The following is a 17,754-nucleotide window of genomic DNA, read 5'->3' as shown; positions in this document are numbered from 1 at the left end:
CCAGACAGGGCCGAGCGCCACAAACCAAAAAAACATCCAAACATTCACAAGAATGCTCGACGCCAAAAATGGCATCAGACAATTCATCATCACACTATCGAGTTCTCAAAGAACACACACCCAACGGACGTCCTCCGCGAGGAGGCCGGCTCCGAAGAGCTCTCCCAGAGCGCGAGATGGCTCGCTCTCTTGTTCTCGGGAGTGGCCCCGCACAGGCGGCCCGGCTCAGAACTCCGGACACTTTTTTCACCCCGGTCCTCGCGGCCCCGGGGCGTTGCTCTCTGCGGTGCGTCGATTAAGTTACACAGGCGCGAACAGCACGTCAAATCCCCTGGTCAGTGGCCCAGCTTCGCGCCGGCAAAGTTCTTCTTGCCGCGACGCACGACCAGCCACCGTCCATGGAGCAGATCCGCATCGGCCGGCTGCCACTCCGGATCGGTGATCTTGGTGTTGTTCACGTAGGCGCCCCCTTCCGACACGGTGCGTCGCGCGGCCTTGTTGCTGTCGGCGAGTTTGGTGTCGACGAGGAGCTGGATGATCGTCGGCCGGGCATCGGCCGACGGGTACTCGGCGACCACGGTCTCCCCCACCGCGGCGGCGAGGGTCCGCTCGTCGAGCTCGGTGATGTCGGCACGGCCGAACAGCGCCTGGCTGGCGAGCTCGACGGCCCGGGTGTTCGCCTCTCCGTGGATGAGGGTCGTCATCTCGGCGGCGAGACGCTTTTGGGCCAGACGCAGGTGGGGCTTCTCCGCCGTCGCCTGCTCGAGCTCGGCGATCTCCTCACGGTCGAGGAACGTGAACCATCGCAGGTACCGGATGACGTCGGCGTCAGCCGTGTTCACGAAGTACTGGTACCAGGCGTACGGGCTGGTGAGCTCGGGGTCGAGCCAGAGGCTCCCGCCACCGGTGGACTTGCCGAACTTCTTGCCGTCGGACGAGGTGACCAGCGGGACGGTGAGCGCATGCAGCGAGACACCGTCGAGACGCCGGCCCAGGTCGACGCCGCCGATGATGTTGCCCCACTGATCCGAACCACCGATCTGCAGCACACAGCCGTACCGGCGGTTGAGCTCGACGAAGTCGTTGGACTGCAGCAGCAGGTAGCTGAACTCGGCGTAGCTGATGCCGTCGCCCTCGAGCCGGCGCTTCACCGTGTCGCGGGCGAGCATGACGTTGACCGAGAAGTGCTTGCCGAGATCCCGCAAGAACTCGATGGCGGTCATCTGCCCGGTCCAGTCGAGGTTGTTGACGACGACCGCACCCGTGGGCGAGTCGTCGATGTCGACGAAGCGGCGTAGCTGTGCATCGATGCGGCTCGCCCACTCGGCGACCGTGTCCGGGGCGTTCATCGTGCGCTCCCCCACCTCACGGGGATCGCCGATGAGGCCGGTGGCGCCGCCGGCCAGCACGATCGGGCGGTGGCCGGCGAGCTGGAACCGCTTGAGGGTCAGGAGCGGAACGAGATGGCCTGCGTGCAGGCTCGACGCGGTCGGGTCGAATCCCGCATACAGCGTGATGGGGCCCTTGGCCATCTCGGCACGTAGCGCGTCGAGATCGGTGGACTGCGCGATCAGACCACGCCACGACAGTTCGTCGAGGATATCGACCGGACCGGCCTTCGCGGGCGCGGCGTCGGTATGGGGCTCGGTCGTCTCGGCGGTTCGATCAGTCTCAGCACTCACACATCGATCTTGTCATCCGCCGAGATCGGACCGTGTACGAGGTGAGCGGGAAGACCCCCGCGCTGCGCCGGCGGCTGTCGTCCCGGGGTCAGGCGTTCGTGTTCTGCCCGCCGGTCAGGCGCTCGTGCTCGGAGTCGTCGACCTTGCGCGCCTCGTCGATCAGCATCACCGGGATCCCGTCGGAGTCGATGCGGTAGGCGACGCGCAGACGCGGGTTGTAGAGCTCGTCGCCGGCGTTGATCAGCGGGCCGTGGTCCTGCGGACAGGCCAGCCGCTCGCGGACGATCGGGTCGATGGCCTCAGCTCGTGATGTCACGTCGTTCAGCCTATGGCATCGCCGACCGGCTCAGCGGCCCAGTCCAGTTTGGCCGCGCCGTCCTCGTGAACCGGCGGTAGCGTCCCTCCTCGTCGCGGTACCAGATCCGCGGACCCGGCTTGGGCATACCGTCGGCGAGGAACACCGTGCTCAACGGACGGAACGACGCCGAATGCGGGATCTCGTCGACGACGCGGATCAGATGCGGGCGCAACTCCGACGGGAACTCCCCCAGCGCGATGCGCAGCTGGGTTGCGGTCAGCGAATCGGGTTTGACCCCGTGCCGCAACGTCACCGCGGCGACAGCGATCTGGTGACCCGGTTCACCGATTCCGTAGGTGACGACCTGGTCGATGGCCGGCACCCGGGACAGGGCGTGGTTGATCGGCGGGATGAAGATCGGCCCGGTCTCCGCGCGGATCACGCGGTCGGTGGAGCCGAGGAAGAACAGGTCGCCGTCGGCATCACGGGCGAACAGGTGACCGGAGACCTCCCACCGGTCCCGCGAGGTGAACACGTCGCGCAGAACCGTGCCGTTGACGTCGAACTTGTGCTTCGCCTTCGCCAGCAGCAGGCCGGGTTCGCCCACGTCGGCGTGGCGGACGAAGCCGTACTCGTCGATGAGCAGCTGATCGCGCTCGATGTCGTAGGCGGCGACCTCCACCGGATTGGTCTCCGGCAGCGGACGTCCGACCGAGGAGAGCTTCTCACCGGTGACGTTCGCCAGGATCGCCGAGCCGTCCGCGGTTGCGAAGAACTCGAGGATGCGGGCACGCGGGAAGCTCTCGCACACGTCCTCCCACAGTCCGGCCGACATGCCGGAGCCCATGAACAGCCGGATCGGGTTGTGCTGGTTGATCCGGAAGTTCGGGTCGCGCACGATCTTCGCGAGCATCGACCACGTGTATGAGACCACCGTCACGCCATACCGGCGGACCTCGGTGGCGAAGGTCTCCGGGTCGATACCGTTCGAGAGCGCGATCCGGGACCGGCCGACCACGGTCGCGCCGAGGGTGGTGAGCAGGCCCGACGCGTGGTGCAACGGCGGCAGGCAGTAGACGGTGTCATGGTCGGTCAGGGCGGCCGCCGATGCCGCGCCGAACGCCGACATCGCGAACCGGTGGTTGGTGACCGGCCAGGGAACCAGCTTGCCCTTGGACCTGCTGAACAGGATGAACGCCAGATCCCCGGCGAGACCGGGGTCGGGCCGGTACCAGATGGGCAGCTCGACCCGGTCGGGGTCGATCTGCTCCATGTCGACGATCGAGTCGCCGTCGGCGCCGTCGATCGAGCGCGCGTCGCCGCTGCCGCCGCCGAGCACCAGGACCCGGTCCGACGCCGAGGTGGCCAGGTCGAGGTTGTTCGGATCGGTGACGATGACCGAGCTGTCGGCCAACAGCATCATCTCGCGCACGTCCGCGTCGGCCGCGAGCAGCACCGCCACCGCACCGAGCCGGGACAACGCAGCGATCACGACCAGTGCGCTCGGCCGGGTGTCCATCAGGACGCCGATGTGCTGCCCCGGACGGATGCCGCATTCCACGAGACCCGCGACGACGTTGTTGATCCGGGTGTCGACCTGACGGTGGGTCAGCACGCGATTCTCGAAGAGGAACAGCTCGCTGTCGCCGTGCTTTCGGGTGTTCTCGGCCATCAGCTTCGACAGCGAGATCCGGGTGCCGCTCTGGATCTGGCCGAGGCGCAGCAGACGGGGCACGGTGCGCACCGATTCGGAGGCGACGGCGACCGACGTCCGTTGGAGCGAGTTGAGGATCCCCAGGATCTCGCGGGACGCCGCGGATCCGGCGTCGGCGACCGAACCCACGCCGTGGGTGATGCGCGAGGACAGACTGACGCCGCCGCCGTTGCTGCTGTCGACGAGCTCCATCTCGCGGATGAGTTCGGGACGAGGCCCGTTGGCGGACAACCAGTTCACCCAGTCGGCCACCGTCGGCCAGGTGTGCCGGCCCGCGTTGGACCCGACCACGAGTCCGAAATGCCCGACGGGAAGGGTCGATTCGTACACCTCGGCGTCGGGCGCCGCCTTCACGATCCCGCGCACCGCGGTCGGCTGGCCGATGTCGTCGGCCTCACCGACGAAAGCCAGGACGGGACAGGTGATCTCGGCGAGCGACACCAGGTCGCCGTTGATCACGAAGCCGCCGGAGACCATCCGGTTGTGGGCGACGAACTGGCGCAGCAGCTCTGCGATCGCCGGGCCTGACCAGGCCACCCAGCCGTCCGCCTCCAGGAAGCGACGCTGGTCCTCACGGGTGAGCAGGGCCTCCCGGTCGTGGAGACGACGCAGGAAGTCGATGCGGCTGCGGATGGTCTTGACCGGATCCAGGAGCTGGAATCCGGTGCGCGCCATCCAATCCCTCACCCAAAGGTTCCGGGTGAAGGACCGGTCGGCGAGGAACTCCGCGGCCGGGGCGACGAGCCCGGCCGGCAGGCCGAGCGGCAGCGCCGCGAGCACGTCGACGGGGCTGCCGAAGGTGATGACGCTCGCGATGCCCTTGGACCGCCGGTAGGCGGCGGTCTGGTAGGCGAACATGCCGCCCTGCGAGTACCCGCCGAGGTGGATGTCCCGGCCGGTCGCCTCGACGATCAGATCGATCGCCTCGCTGACGGCGACGACGTGGTCGGCGAGGGTGCGCTCGAGACCGCCCTCCTCCGCGTCGGGCGACCCGAAGTCGACGACCCACGGCGTGATTCCGTTGCGGTGCAGGACCGACACCGCGCCGTTCTGCTCCGTCACGTCGTAGACGTTGGCGGACACCATCATCGGCGGCACGAGCACGATGTTCGGCCCGATCGACGGTTCGTCCGGGAAGTAGCGGCGGAGCCGGAACATCTTCCGGGTCTCCACCACGGCGAAGGGAGCGGGCTGTGTCCCCGTCTCGAGTCCGCCGTAACGCAGCACCTCGAGCCCGTTCTGCGCGGTCGCCACCACACGGTCGACGACTCCCCCGAGATCCGGAAGTCCGTTCAAGGACACCATCGCGTCGATTCCTCCCGTCGTCATCAGCGACCCACAGCCACCGACGCATCGGTGACACAGGTCACTTTACCCACTCGGTGGGTGCTTCAGCCCCGTCCCCCGAAGCCCGCGCTCCATCGTGTCCGGAGATCGGCCGACCGAGCGGAGACCACCTCGATCTGGCGCCGGACCTGAGCCGGTGCGGTACCGCCATGGGCGTTGCGCGACTCCACCGATCCACGGACCGTCAACACCTCGCGGACGGCCGGCGTCAGGGCCGGGTTGATCGACGAGAGGGTCTCGTCGTCGAGCTCGTCGAGGCCGACACCGCGCGACTCGGCCGCACGGACACAGGCGCCCGCGACCTCATGCGCGACGCGGAACGGCACGCCCTGACGGACCATCCACTCGGCGATGTCGGTGGCCAGGGTGAAGCCCGCCGGGGCCAGCTCCTCCATCCGGTCGGTGTGGAACTCGAGCGTCGCCACGAGCCCGGTCACCGCGGGCAGCAACAGTTCGAGCTGCGCCACCGCGTCGAACACCGGCTCCTTGTCCTCCTGGAGGTCGCGGTTGTAGGCCAGCGGCTGCGCCTTGAGCGTCGCGAGCAGACCGGTGAGGTCGCCGATGAGCCGCCCGGCCTTGCCACGCATGAGCTCGGCGACGTCCGGGTTCTTCTTCTGCGGCATGATCGAGCTGCCCGTCGACCACGCATCGGCCAGCGTCACGTACCCGAATTCCGGTGTGCTCCAGATGATCACCTCTTCGGACAACCGGGACAGGTCGACCGCGATCATCGCGAAGACGAAGGCCGCCTCGGCCGCGAAGTCGCGCGCGGAGGTCGCGTCGATGGAGTTCTCCGCCGGCGCGTCGAAGCCCAGGTCGGCCGCGATGGCCGCCGGGTCGAGTCCCAGCGACGAGCCGGCGAGGGCGCCGGAACCGTAGGGCGACACCGCGGTTCGGCGATCCGCGTCGGCGAGGCGGTCGACGTCGCGAAGGAGCGGCTGCGCGTGCGCGAGCAGGTGGTGCCCGAGCAGGACCGGCTGCGCCGCCTGCAGGTGCGTCTTGCCCGGCATGATCGCGTCGGGATGCGCCGCCGCCTGGGTGGTCAGCGCATCCACGACGTCGAGCACACCGAGTGCGACCCGCTGCATCGCGGCGCGCAGCCACATCCGGAACAGGGTGGCCACCTGGTCGTTGCGCGACCGACCGGCACGCAGCCGGCCGCCGAGCTCCGGACCCACGCGCTCGATGAGGCCTCGTTCGAGGGCGCCGTGCACGTCCTCGTCGGACTCCGCGGGTGCGAACGTGCCGTCGGCGACGTCCGCGGCGAGCCGGTCGAGACCGTCCAGCATCGCCGCCAGATCACCGTCGGTCAACAGGCCCGCCCGGTTGAGGACGCGGGCATGGGCCTTGGACGCCTGGATGTCGAACGGGGCGAGGGCCCAGTCGAAGTGGGTCGACTTGCTCAGGGCCGCCATCGCGGCGGCGGGGCCGCCGGCGAACCGGCCGCCCCAGAGCGAGCCCTCGTTGGTCGTCCCGCCGGTCTGCTCGCCACTCACAGATTCAGGTCCCGCTTCGCCGCGATCTTGGAGGACAGGCCGTGCAGCTCGACGAAGCCGCGGGCCGCCGACTGATCGAAGGTGTCACCCTCGTCGTAGGTCGCCAGGTTGAAGTCGTACAGCGACTCCGAGCTGCGGCGGCCGGTCGGTACGATGTTGCCGCCGTGCAGCACCAGGCGGATCTCGCCGGTGACGTGCTCCTGGGTCGAGTCGACGAAGGCGTCCAGCGACCGCTTCAGCGGCGAGAACCACAGGCCGTCGTAGACCAGCTCGGCCCACTTGCGGTCGGTGCGGCGCTTGAAGCGGCCCAGCTCGCGCTCGAGGGTGACGTGCTCGAGCTCCTCGTGGGCGCGGATGAGCACCATCGCGCCGGGGGCCTCGTAGACCTCACGGCTCTTGATGCCGACGAGACGGTCCTCGACGACGTCGAGACGACCGACGCCCTGCGCACCGGCGCGGCGGTTGAGCTCCTCGATGGCCTGCAGCACGGTGACCGGACGACCGTCGATGCTGACCGGGCGGCCCTTCTCGAAGCCGATGATGACCTCGTCGGGGGTGTTCCAGTTGACGGTGGGGTCCTCGGTGTAGCTGTACACGTCCTTGGTGGGCGCGTTCCAGAGGTCCTCGAGGAAGCCGGTCTCGACGGCGCGGCCCCACACGTTCTGGTCGATGGAGAACGGCGACTTCTTGGTGACCGTGATCGGGATGTCGTTCTGCTCGGCGAACGCGATGGCCTTCTCGCGGGTCCATGCGTAGTCGCGGACCGGCGCGATGACCTGCAGGTCGGGGGCGAGGCTCGCGAAGCCCACCTCGAAGCGGACCTGGTCGTTGCCCTTGCCGGTGCAGCCGTGGGCGACGACGGTGCCGCCGTGGTCGCGGGCCGCCTTCACCAGGTGCTTGGCGATCAACGGGCGCGAGAGCGCCGACACCAGTGGGTAGCGGTCCATGTAGAGGGCGTTGGAGGTGATGGCCGGCAGGCAGTACTCGTCGGCGAACTCGTCACGGGCGTCGACCACGACCGCCTCGACCGCACCGCAGTCGAGGGCGCGCTGGCGGACGACCTCCATGTCCTCGCCGCCCTGCCCGAGATCGAGGGCCACGGCGACGACCTCCTTGCCGGTCTCCTTCTGGATCCAGCTGATCGCGACCGAGGTGTCCAGGCCGCCCGAGTATGCGAGTACGACACGTTCTGCCATGAGGTGAAGCTCCTGTTCTAAGCGATGACCCGAGTCCATCATCGGCCCCGGGGTTCCGACAACACCGTCCGGGTCCCGGTTCTCGATGTTGGTCGGTGTCGGTTCTTGTGCTGTGCGGTGGTGGGTGTCCGCGGCGGGCCGGGCGGCTACACGAGACGCTCGATCCGTCGTGCGAGCTCGGCGCCGGTGAGCGGCTCACGGGCGACGACGAGGATCGTGTCGTCGCCGGCGATCGTGCCCACCACATCGGGCAGTCGCGCCCGGTCGAGCGCGGCCGCGAGGTAGTGCGCGGCGCCGGGCGGCGTGCGCAGCACCGCGAGGTTCCCGCTGCTGTCGGTCGACACCAAGAGCTCCGACACTAGGCGGGACAGGCGGTCGGTGCCGCCGGATACCCCGCGCACCGGGGTGCCGTCCTCAGGGACCACGTAGACACCGGCGCCGCCGTCGGCGGCGCGGAGCTTGACCGCACCGAGCTCGTCGAGGTCGCGGGACAGCGTGGCCTGGGTGGCCTCGATCCCCTCCCGGGCGAGCAGGCGCTGCAGCTCGGTCTGGCTCCGGACCTGATGGGTCGCCAGGATCTCGACGATCCGCGCATGCCGGCCCGCACGGGTGGCGGCGAGGCGGTTCTCCGAGGATTCGGCTCCGGCGGTCATCTGTCGTCCTGTATCGGTGGTGGTCGTGGTGGGCCGGTTGCTAGGTCGCGGCGGTGGTCACTGGTGCGCGAGTAGCCAGATGAGCAGTGCCTTCTGCGCGTGCAGCCGGTTCTCCGCCTCGTCGAACACCACCGACCTCGGCCCGTCGATCACCGAGTCGGTGATCTCGTCGCCGCGGTGGGCCGGGAGGCAGTGCAGCACGATCGCCTCGTCGTCGGCGTGCCCGAGCAGCTCGTCGTTGATCTGGTACGGCAGGAACGGCGCCTTGCGGTCCTTGCCGTCGTCCTCCTGCCCCATCGACACCCAGGTGTCGGTGACCAGCACGTCCGCGCCGGTGGCTGCGGCCACCGGGTCGGCGACGAGCGTCACCGAGCCGCCGGTCTCGGCTGCGCGGCGCTCGGTGTCGGCGATGACCGCCGGGTCGGGCCGGAAACCCTCGGGGGCGCTGATGGTGACGTGCATCCCGGCGGTGACGCCGCCGAGTGCCAGCGAGTGCGCCATGTTGTTCGCGCCGTCGCCGAGGTAGGTCATCTTCAGGCCGGCGGCCGAGCCCTTGTGCTCGATGATCGTCTGTAGGTCGGCGAGCACCTGGCACGGATGGAACTCGTCGGACAGCGCGTTCACGACCGGAATGTCGGCCGCGGACGACAACGCCTCGAGACGCTCCTGCCCGAACGTGCGCCACACGACGGCGTCGACGAAGCGCGACAGCACCCGCCCGGTGTCCTCGAGGGTCTCGTCACGGCCCAGCTGTGTGGTGCGGCCGTCGACGACGACGGCGTGGCCACCGAGCTGGGCGATACCGACCTCGAACGAGAACCGCGTGCGCGTGGAGTTCTTGTCGAAGATCACGCCGACCCCGCGCGGCCCCTCGAGGGGCCGGTACTTGAACGGCTCGGCCTTCACCTCGGCGGCGAGCGCCAGCACCTCGGCCTGTTCGGCCGGGGTCAGGTCGTCGTCCCGGAGGAAGTGACGGGTCATTGCTTGTCTCCCTGGTTGTCTCGGGCGGCAGCGTTCTTGGCTGCATCGAGGATGCCCGGCAACGCCTCGACGAAGCTCGCGCCCTGCTCCTCGGTGAGGATCAGGGGCGGCGCGAGCCGCAGCACGTCGGGCGCGGGGGCGTTGATCAGGAATCCGGCGTCGCGGGCGGCTGACTCGACTCGCGACGAGATCCCATCGGTGAGCACGACACCGAGCAACAGGCCTGCGCCACGCACATGCGACACGAGCGGATGATGCAGGTCCTCGATGCCGGTGGCGATGGATTTGCCAACTGCCGCAACGTGATCGACGAGTCCCTCGGACTCGATCACACCGAGTACGGCGAGCGCGGCGGCCGCCGCGACCGGGTTTCCGCCGAATGTCGTGCCGTGCTGGCCAGGTTCGAACAGATCGGCAGCGGGACCGGCGGCGATGCACGCGCCGATCGGCAGGCCTCCGCCGAGACCCTTGGCCAGGGTCATGACGTCGGGGACGACGCCGACCTGCTGATGGGCGAAGAAGGTCCCGGTACGCGCCACGCCGGTCTGCACCTCGTCGAGGATCAGCAGTGCGCCGCGCTCGCTGGTGATCCGGCGAGCCGCGGCCAGGTAGTCGGCCGGCGGCACGATGACGCCGGACTCACCGAGGATCGGTTCGAGGATGACCGCGGCGGTCTGGTCGGAGACCGCTGCGTCGAGGGCCTCGACGTCGCCGTACGGCACGAACCGCACGCCGGGCGGCATGGGTTCGAACGGCGCCCGCTTCGACGGCTGGCCGGTCATGGCCAGCGCACCCATGGTGCGGCCGTGGAACGCCTTCTCCGCGGCCACGATCTCGGTCCGGCCGGTGCGGCGGGCGAGCTTGAACGCGGCCTCGTTGGCCTCGGTGCCGGAGTTGCAGAAGAACACCCGGCCCGGATGGCCGAACCGGTCGAGCAGCTTCTCGGCGAGCTCGACGACCGGCGGTGAGATGTAGAGGTTCGACACATGGCCCAGCGTCTGCAGCTGGGCGGTGACGGCCTCGACGATCGCCGGATGGGCATGGCCGAGGGCGTTGACCGCGATGCCGCCGAGTAGGTCGAGGTAGCGCTTGCCGTCGGCGTCGGTCACGTACGGGCCCGATCCGCCGACCAGCGCGATCGGCGGCGTCCCGTAGTTCTTCATGAGCGACTTTGCCCAACGCTCTTGCAGCGGAGCGGTCATGAGTTTCCCTCCTGGGTTCCGGGCACGTCGCCGGAGTGCACGACGGTGGTGCCGGTGGAGCTGTCGGTCAACAGTTGGGCGAGCACGGAGTGGGCGACGCGGCCGTCGATGACGTGCGCGCGTTCCACTCCACCGGTGACCGCCCGCAGACAGGCCTCCATCTTCGGGACCATGCCGGAATCCAGCGACGGGAGCAGCTCGGCGAGCGCGTCGGTGTCGATCTGCGACACCAGCGAACCGCGGTCGGGCCAGTCGGTGTAGAGCCCTTCGACGTCGGTGAGCATCACCAGCCGGGTCGCACCGAGGGCCTCGGCGATCGCGCCGGCCGCGGTGTCGGCGTTGATGTTGTGCACGACGCCGTCGCGATCGGGCGCGATGGTCGAGACCACCGGGATGCGCCCGGCGGCGACGAGATCGAGCACGGCCGAGGTGTTCACCGAGGTGATGTCGCCGACCAGACCGATGTCGGTGGCGACGCCGTCGACCATCACGGTGCGCCGGGTCGCGGTGAACAGGTGCGCGTCCTCGCCGGTGATGCCGACCGCGTACGGGCCGTGTCGGTTGATGAGGCCGACGAGTTCACGGCCGACCTGCCCGAACAGGACCATGCGCGCGACGTCCATGACCTCGGGTGTGGTCACCCGGAAGCCACCCTTGAATTCGCCTTGCAGACCGAGCTTTTTCAGCATCGCCGATATCTGCGGCCCGCCACCGTGCACGACGACGGGGTGCATGCCGCATGCGCGCAGGAACACCATGTCCGCGGCGAACGCCTTCTTCAGCTCGTCATCGACCATCGCGTTGCCGCCGTACTTGACGACGATCGTCGCGCCGTGGAGCTGCTGTAGCGCGGGCAGCGCCTCGGCGAGCACCTTCGCCTTCGCCAGACCCGCGGCCGGGTCGATCGATGCGTCGCTGTTCGTGTTCTCGGCGCTGCTCATGACGAATACGCCGAGTTCTCTTCGACATACGCGTGCGACAGATCCGTGGTCCGGATCGACGCCGAGGCGTCGCCGAGCTTCAGGTCGATCAGCACGTCGACGTCGGGACCGGACAGGTCGACGTCGCGGGCGCCCTCGACGCCACAGCCGTTCTCGCACACCGGGGATCCGTTGAACGACACGGCGATCACATCCGGGTCGATGCGGACCGGCGAGGCGCCGACGGTGGCGAGCACACGACCCCAGTTGGGGTCGGAGCCGAACAGCGCGGTCTTGACCAGGCTGTCGCGCGCGACAAAGCGGGCGACGGTGAGCGCGTCGTCCTCGGTCCGCGCACCGGCGACGGTGACGGTGACCCGCTTGGTGACGCCCTCGGCGTCGGCCTGCATCTGGGCGGCGAGGTCGTCACAGACCGCGAACACTGCCTCGTCGAGATCCTCCTGGCTGACCGGGATCTGACTTGCCCCCGAACTCAGCAGCAGCACCGTGTCGTTGGTGGACATCGAGCCGTCGATGTCGAGGCGGTCGAAGGTCCGCGCGGTCGCGCGACGCAGTGCGATGTCGAGCTGCTCCGAGGTCGCGGCCGCATCGGTGGTCAACACGACGAGCATCGTCGCCAGCGACGGCGCCATCATGCCGGCGCCCTTGCCCATGCCACCCACGTTCCATCCCTGGGGATGGTGCAGCGCAGCCTGTTTCGGCCTGGTGTCGGTCGTCATGATCGCGTGCGCGGCGTCGGTGCCGCCGGACAGGCCGCCGCCCATCTCGTGGACGATCTCGGTGACGCCGGCGAGGACCTTGTCCATCGGCAGCCGGTCGCCGATGAGGCCGGTCGAGCAGACCGCGACCTCGACCGCGCCGGTCTCGGTGCCCCAGTTGCTCAACGCCTCGGCGACGGCCTCTGCGGTGGCGTGGGTGTCCTGGAAGCCACCCGGCCCGGTGCACGCGTTGGCCCCGCCCGAGTTGAGGATCACCGCGCGCAGCCGGCCGGTGGTCAGGACCTGCTGCGACCAGAGGACAGGGGCCGCCTTGACCTGATTGCTGGTGAAGACGCCGGCCGCGGCGTAGTCGGGTCCCTCGTTGAAGACGAGGGCGAGGTCCGGGGCGCCAGATGCCTTGATACCGGCCGCGATTCCGGCGGCGCGGAAACCGAGGGGTGCCGTCACACCCTGCTCGCGAACGAGCCGCGGGCTGTCGCCGGGCGCCCCGCCCTCGATCCGGTCGGGTTCCGTCGGTCTCGAACCGATCCAGGTCTGATCGCTGCTCGTCACGGTGCCACTCCCACGGTGCTCAGTCCTTCGTTCTCGGTCCAGCCCAGCGCCAGGTTCATCGACTGGACCGCGGCGCCACCGGTCCCCTTGGTCAGGTTGTCCACGGCGCCGACGACCACGAGGGTCCCGGCGCGCTCGTCGACGGTCACGCCGAGCTGCACGGCGTTGGAACCGATCACCGACCCGGTGGCGGGCAACCGACCCTCGGGCAGGACGTGGACGAACTCCTCGTCGGCATAGGCCTTTTCGTACACGGTCCGGACCTCCGCCGCGCTCGCGGTGGTCCGCGCCGTGCAGGTGGCGAGGATCCCGCGCGCCATCGGCGCGAGGATCGGGGTGAACGACACGGTCACCGGCTGCTCGGCGGCGGCCGACAGCGCCTGGGCGATCTCCGGGGTGTGCCGGTGCACGCCACCGACCCCGTAGGCGCGGGCCGAGCCGATCACCTCGGAGGCGAGCAGGTCGACCTTCGGCGACCGGCCCGCACCGGAGGTGCCGCTCACTGCGACGACGGTCACGTGCGGTTCGGCGATCCCCGCGGCGATCGCCGGGAGCAGCGACAGGATGGACACCGTCGGGTAGCAGCCCGGAACGGCGATCCGGCTCGCATCCCTGAGGACCTCCCGGTTGCCGGGCAGCTCGGGCAGGCCGTACGGCCAGGTGCCGGCATGGTCGCCGCCGTAGTAGGCCGTCCAGTCCTCGGCGTCGCGGAGCCGGAAGTCGGCGCCGCAGTCGATGATGAGGGTCGTCGGCGGCAGGGCGTCGGCGATGACTGCCGACGTGCCGTGCGGCAGGCCCAGGAAGACCACGTCGTGACCGGCCAGGACCTCCGGCGTGGTGTCCTGCAGGACCCGGTCGGCCAGCGGCAGCAGATGCGGGTGATGTGCGCCGAGCACCGTGCCGGCGTTGCCGCCGGCGGTCAGCGCGCCGATCTCCAGCTCTCCCGATCGCAGGCGGGGATGTCCGCACAGCAGTCGGAGGATCTCACCGCCCGCGTAGCCGCTCGCGCCGGCCACCGCCACTTTGATCGTCATGCAATCATTATGCAGACCGATGCAAATCGATTCATCGGCGGGGTGGCGTTCCCGACGCCGGGGTCAGCGCAGGCGCGCCCCCACCCGCGATGCCGCGGCATCGACGGCGGCCAGCTTGGCGGCGTTCGCCTCCTCCTCGGTCAGCGTGCGATCGGCGGCGCGGAACCGCAGCGAGAACGTCAGCGATTTGTTGCCCTCGCCGACCTGCTCGCCGGTGAAGACGTCGAACAGCGAGATGTCCTCGAGCAGCTCGCCCGCGCCCTCGCGCAGCGCCTTCTCCACCTCGGCGGCCGGCACGTCGCGGGCGACGACCACGTTGACGTCCTGCAGGACGGCCGGGAACACCGACACCGACGGTGCGGGCAGCACCACGTCGAGCGGCAGGGCGTCGATGTCGATCTCGACCGCGCACACCCGTTTGGGCAGATTCGCGCGCTCGAGCACGGCCGGGTGCAGCTCGCCGGCATGGCCGACGGTGCGCCCGTCGACGGTCAGGCGGGCGCAGCGGCCCGGGTGCCACGGACGGTGGTCGTCGGCGGTGAGCTCGATGGTCACCCCGGCCGCACGCCCGATGGTCCGGGCGGCCTCGAAGGCGTCGAGGTGGTCGGCGGGGCGTCCCGGACCCCAGTGCCCCACGGGGTCGCGCAGGCCGGTGAGCACCACGCCGACGTGCAGCGGCTGGTGCGGCAGCGACGCGTCGAGTGCCGCGATCTGCTCGTCGGTCGGGCGCCGGGTGACGTCGAGGGCCGGGACCGGCTCCACGTGATCGCCGGCGATGACGACCTGGCCGATGGTGTACAGCGACAGGTCGCGGTTGCCCCGGGCGATGTTGCGGGCGGCCATCTCGAGCAGGCCGGGCAGCAGCGTCGTGTTCAGCTCGGGACGATCCGCCTCGAGCGGGTTGAGCACCTTGACGGTGCGGCGACGCTCGTCGTCGGCGGGCAGGTCCCAGAGGTCGAAGACGCCCGCGGGCATGAACGGGTACGGAAGCACCTCGACGTATCCGTCGAGCGCAAGGGTGCGGCCGATGCTCCGGCGACGGCGCTGCTTCGGGGTGAGGCCGGTTCCGCCGGGCGCGCGGGGCACCACGGCCGGGATGTCCTCGAGCCCCTCGAGGCGCAGCACCTCCTCGACGAGGTCGGCGCGCTGCTTGAGGTCCGGGCGCCAGCTCGGCGGGACGACCTCGAGCACATCGGTGCCGGTGACCTCGCAGCCGACCTCCTTCAGTCGGGCGGCGGTGGTGCCGACCGGATAGGTGACGCCGGCCACGCGATCCGGTTCGTCGGCCGGGATGCTGATGGCCGCCGGCCTCGGGAGCTCGACGCGGGCCTCGGACAGCGGCGAGGCGACGGTGCCGCCGGCGATCTCGACGATCAGCCGGGCCGCGCGGTCGGACGCGACCGCGGTGACCTCGGGGTCGACGATGCGCTCGAACCGCTTGGCGGCCTCCGAGGTCAGCTTGTGCCGCTTGCCGGTGCGGAAGACACGGACCTGGTCGAAGGTGGCCGACTCGAGCAGCACGGTCGTGGTGGAGTCGCCGACCTCGGTGGCCGCGCCGCCCATCACGCCCGCGAGCGCGATCGGGCCGGTCTCGTCGGCGATGACGACGTCCTCGGGATCGAGCACTCGCTCGACGTCGTCGAGGGTGCGCAGCTTCTCCCCCGGCTTCGCCGACCGGACGGTCACGGTGCCGGTGACCCGGTCCGCGTCGAAGGCGTGCAGCGGCTGGCCGAGTTCGATCATCACGTAGTTGGTGACGTCGACGATCGCCGAGATCGGCCGGATGCCGGCCACAAGCAGCCGCTTCTGCAGCCACCACGGCGACACGGCCTTCGGGTTCACGCCGGTGATGACGCGGGCGGTGTAGCGGGTCGCGCCGGAGTCGGGATCGATGGCGACCGGCCACGGCGTGCCGTCGGCCTTCACCTCGTCGACGACCGATGCCGGGTCGACGAATCGAACCCCGAAGGCGCTCGCGAGCTCGCGACCGAGACCGCGGATCGAGAAGGCGTACCCGCGGTCCGGGGTGACGTTCACGTCGATCGCGGCGTCGTCGAGGCCGAGCACCTCGCGCGCGTCGGCGCCGGGTTCGGCGGTGCCGGGCGCGAGGACCAGGATGCCGCTGTGGTCGTTGCCGATGCCGAGCTCGGAGACCGAGCAGATCATGCCGTCGGAGACACGGCCGTAGGTCTTGCGCGAGGCGATCTCGAACGGACCGGGCAGCACGGTGCCGGGCAGTGCGGCGACGATCAGATCGCCCTCGGCGAAGTTGCGGGCGCCGCACACGATGCCGCGCGGCTGCTCCTCACCGACCTCGACGGTGCAGAAGCGGATCGGCTTCTTGAAACCGGTGAGCTCCTCGATGGTCTCCACGCGACCGACCACCAGCGGACCGGTGATCTCCGGGAACTTCTCGATGTCCTCGATCTCGAAACCGACGCGGACGAACCCCGCGTCGATCTCCTCGGTGGTGGCCGACCACTCGGGGTCGCCGGAACGCAGGACCTCGGTGTACCAGGACTGAGGTGCACGCACTGTCTATCAACTACTTTCGTCGCGTCGTGAGAAGTCGGTGAGGATGCTCGCCGCTGATCAGGCAGCCGGGCCGAAGGGGAGGGTGAAGCGGATGTCGCCCTCGACCATGTCGCGCATGTCGGAGATGTCGTTGCGGAACTGCAGGGTGCGTTCGAGGCCCATGCCGAAGGCGAAGCCGGAGTAGACGTCCGGATCGATCCCACTGGCCCGCAGCACGTTCGGGTTGACCATGCCGCAGCCGCCCCACTCGACCCAGCCGGGTCCGCCCTTCTTGCCCGGGAACCAGACGTCCACCTCGGCGGACGGCTCGGTGAACGGGAAGTAGGACGCCCGCATGCGCGTGGTGGTCTCGGGGCCGAAGAGGGCGCGGGCGAAGGTCTCGAGCGTGCCGCGCAGGTGCGCCAGGGTCAGACCCTTGTCGATGGCCAGGCCCTCGATCTGGTGGAAGACCGGGGTGTGCGTCGCATCGAGCTCGTCGGTGCGGAACGTGCGTCCGGGGCAGGCCACGTAGATGGGCAGGTCGCGCGAGAGCATCGACCGCACCTGCACCGGCGAGGTGTGGGTGCGCAGCACCTGCCGCGATCCCTCGGGCGCGATGTAGAACGTGTCCTGCATCGACCGCGCCGGGTGATCCGGGAGGAAGTTGAGGGCGTCGAAGTTGTGGTGCTCGGTCTCGACCTCGGGACCCTCGGCGATCTCCCAGCCCATGCCGACGAACACGTCGGCGACCTGCTCGGCGATCACGGTGATCGGGTGACGGGCACCGACCGGGCGGCGACCGCTGGGCAGGGTGACGTCGACCGACTCCGCGACGAGGACCGCGGCGTCACGCTCGGCCTCGAGGGTCGTGGTGCGCAGCTCGAGGGCGGCGGTGACCCGCCCGCGAACCCGGTTGACGAGCTTGCCCGCCTCCGAACGCTGTTCCTTCGGCAGGCTTCCCAGCGCACGGCGCGCCAGCGCGATGGGCGACTTGTCCCCGAGGTGGGCCGTCTTCGCCGCGGCCAGCTGCTCGAGGTCGGCCGCCGCCTCGAAGGCCTCGATCGCCGCGGTGGCAGCCGCCTCGAGGTCGTCGGGTCCTGGGAATACCGTTTCGTCGGCGGAAGTGGCCACGGTCGGCGAGCTCCTCATTCGTGGGTCGGTGATCGGACTGCGTCGTCGTCACGCGACAGACCCTCCCGGCGGCCGCTCTCCGGCCCGGGACGACCGTCGACGACGGCGATGACTCCCATCGAGGGTAGTCGACCGCTTCCACGCGCTGACCTGCAGGGAGCGGCGTCGTGACCGACCGCGTGTGCTCCACGGCCGTGACCGGGGCATCGGCAGTTCCCAGAGCGCGAGGCGGCGGGTTGCGAGAGCGCAGGCGACACCCACCCCGGGCCGCCGCCGGCGGTCGCCATCCAGCCG

Annotated in this window: 12 protein-coding genes and 1 pseudogene; all 13 read right to left on the bottom strand. The window is 69.8% G+C overall.

Annotated elements, in window-relative coordinates; all coding sequences use genetic code 11:
• Positions 1 to 335: 335 nt before the first annotated feature.
• The gene (gene tyrS, locus ABFT43_RS21855; protein WP_347962361.1) at positions 336 to 1,682 is read right to left on the bottom strand and encodes a tyrosine--tRNA ligase; all 1,347 of its coding nucleotides are present in this window, start codon (positions 1,680 to 1,682) and stop codon (positions 336 to 338) included.
• Positions 1,683 to 1,770: 88 nt separating this feature from the next.
• Complete coding sequence (locus tag ABFT43_RS21850) at positions 1,771 to 1,998, bottom strand: Trm112 family protein (protein ID WP_347962360.1); 228 nt, start codon at positions 1,996 to 1,998, stop codon at positions 1,771 to 1,773.
• 5 nt (positions 1,999 to 2,003) lie between these two features.
• Positions 2,004 to 4,999 (bottom strand): annotated as a pseudogene (locus tag ABFT43_RS21845) (AMP-binding protein).
• 86 nt (positions 5,000 to 5,085) lie between these two features.
• Positions 5,086 to 6,537, bottom strand: coding sequence for an argininosuccinate lyase (gene argH, locus ABFT43_RS21840; RefSeq protein WP_347962359.1), 1,452 nt, complete (start codon positions 6,535 to 6,537; stop codon positions 5,086 to 5,088).
• Complete coding sequence (locus ABFT43_RS21835) at positions 6,534 to 7,733, bottom strand: argininosuccinate synthase (protein WP_347962358.1); 1,200 nt, start codon at positions 7,731 to 7,733, stop codon at positions 6,534 to 6,536. Before ABFT43_RS21835 ends, argH begins: the two co-directional genes overlap by 4 nt.
• 146 nt (positions 7,734 to 7,879) lie before the next feature.
• The gene (locus tag ABFT43_RS21830) at positions 7,880 to 8,386 is read right to left on the bottom strand and encodes an arginine repressor (RefSeq protein WP_347962357.1); all 507 of its coding nucleotides are present in this window, start codon (positions 8,384 to 8,386) and stop codon (positions 7,880 to 7,882) included.
• 57 nt (positions 8,387 to 8,443) lie between these two features.
• Positions 8,444 to 9,367: an ornithine carbamoyltransferase gene (gene argF, locus ABFT43_RS21825; RefSeq protein ID WP_347962356.1), complete on the bottom strand. Its 924-nt coding sequence runs from the start codon at positions 9,365 to 9,367 to the stop codon at positions 8,444 to 8,446.
• A complete protein-coding gene (locus tag ABFT43_RS21820; RefSeq protein ID WP_347962355.1) occupies positions 9,364 to 10,569 on the bottom strand; it encodes an acetylornithine transaminase in 1,206 nt (401 codons plus the stop codon). Before ABFT43_RS21820 ends, argF begins: the two co-directional genes overlap by 4 nt.
• Complete coding sequence (gene argB, locus ABFT43_RS21815) at positions 10,566 to 11,510, bottom strand: acetylglutamate kinase (RefSeq protein ID WP_347962354.1); 945 nt, start codon at positions 11,508 to 11,510, stop codon at positions 10,566 to 10,568. The genes ABFT43_RS21820 and argB overlap by 4 nt, the downstream gene beginning before the upstream one ends.
• On the bottom strand, positions 11,507 to 12,781 hold the full coding sequence (gene argJ / locus ABFT43_RS21810; RefSeq protein ID WP_347962353.1) for a bifunctional glutamate N-acetyltransferase/amino-acid acetyltransferase ArgJ: 1,275 nt from the start codon (positions 12,779 to 12,781) through the stop codon (positions 11,507 to 11,509). Before argJ ends, argB begins: the two co-directional genes overlap by 4 nt.
• Positions 12,778 to 13,815, bottom strand: coding sequence for an N-acetyl-gamma-glutamyl-phosphate reductase (argC, locus tag ABFT43_RS21805; RefSeq protein ID WP_347962352.1), 1,038 nt, complete (start codon positions 13,813 to 13,815; stop codon positions 12,778 to 12,780). The genes argJ and argC overlap by 4 nt, the downstream gene beginning before the upstream one ends.
• 63 nt (positions 13,816 to 13,878) lie before the next feature.
• Positions 13,879 to 16,350, bottom strand: a complete 2,472-nt coding sequence (pheT, locus tag ABFT43_RS21800) for a phenylalanine--tRNA ligase subunit beta (protein ID WP_347962351.1) — start codon at positions 16,348 to 16,350, stop codon at positions 13,879 to 13,881.
• 57 nt (positions 16,351 to 16,407) lie between these two features.
• Complete coding sequence (gene pheS, locus ABFT43_RS21795; protein ID WP_347962350.1) at positions 16,408 to 17,460, bottom strand: phenylalanine--tRNA ligase subunit alpha; 1,053 nt, start codon at positions 17,458 to 17,460, stop codon at positions 16,408 to 16,410.
• Between the last annotated feature and the right edge of the window lie 294 nt (positions 17,461 to 17,754).

It is taken from the genome of Gordonia aurantiaca, assembly GCF_039939235.1.
Classification (GTDB): domain Bacteria; phylum Actinomycetota; class Actinomycetes; order Mycobacteriales; family Mycobacteriaceae; genus Gordonia.
Note: the sequence above shows the minus strand (reverse complement) of the source record. Positions and strands in the feature narration are given on the sequence as shown.

What these genes read in the sequence shown, in the direction of transcription:
- argF (WP_347962356.1), bottom strand. Translation starts at nt 9,367, where the DNA reads ATGACCCGTCACTTCCTCCGGGACGACGACCTGACCCCGGCCGAACAG.
- ABFT43_RS21820 (WP_347962355.1), bottom strand. Translation starts at nt 10,569, where the DNA reads ATGACCGCTCCGCTGCAAGAGCGTTGGGCAAAGTCGCTCATGAAGAAC.
- ABFT43_RS21830 (WP_347962357.1), bottom strand. Translation starts at nt 8,386, where the DNA reads ATGACCGCCGGAGCCGAATCCTCGGAGAACCGCCTCGCCGCCACCCGT.
- argC (WP_347962352.1), bottom strand. Translation starts at nt 13,815, where the DNA reads ATGACGATCAAAGTGGCGGTGGCCGGCGCGAGCGGCTACGCGGGCGGT.
- ABFT43_RS21835 (WP_347962358.1), bottom strand. Translation starts at nt 7,733, where the DNA reads ATGGCAGAACGTGTCGTACTCGCATACTCGGGCGGCCTGGACACCTCG.
- argB (WP_347962354.1), bottom strand. Translation starts at nt 11,510, where the DNA reads ATGAGCAGCGCCGAGAACACGAACAGCGACGCATCGATCGACCCGGCC.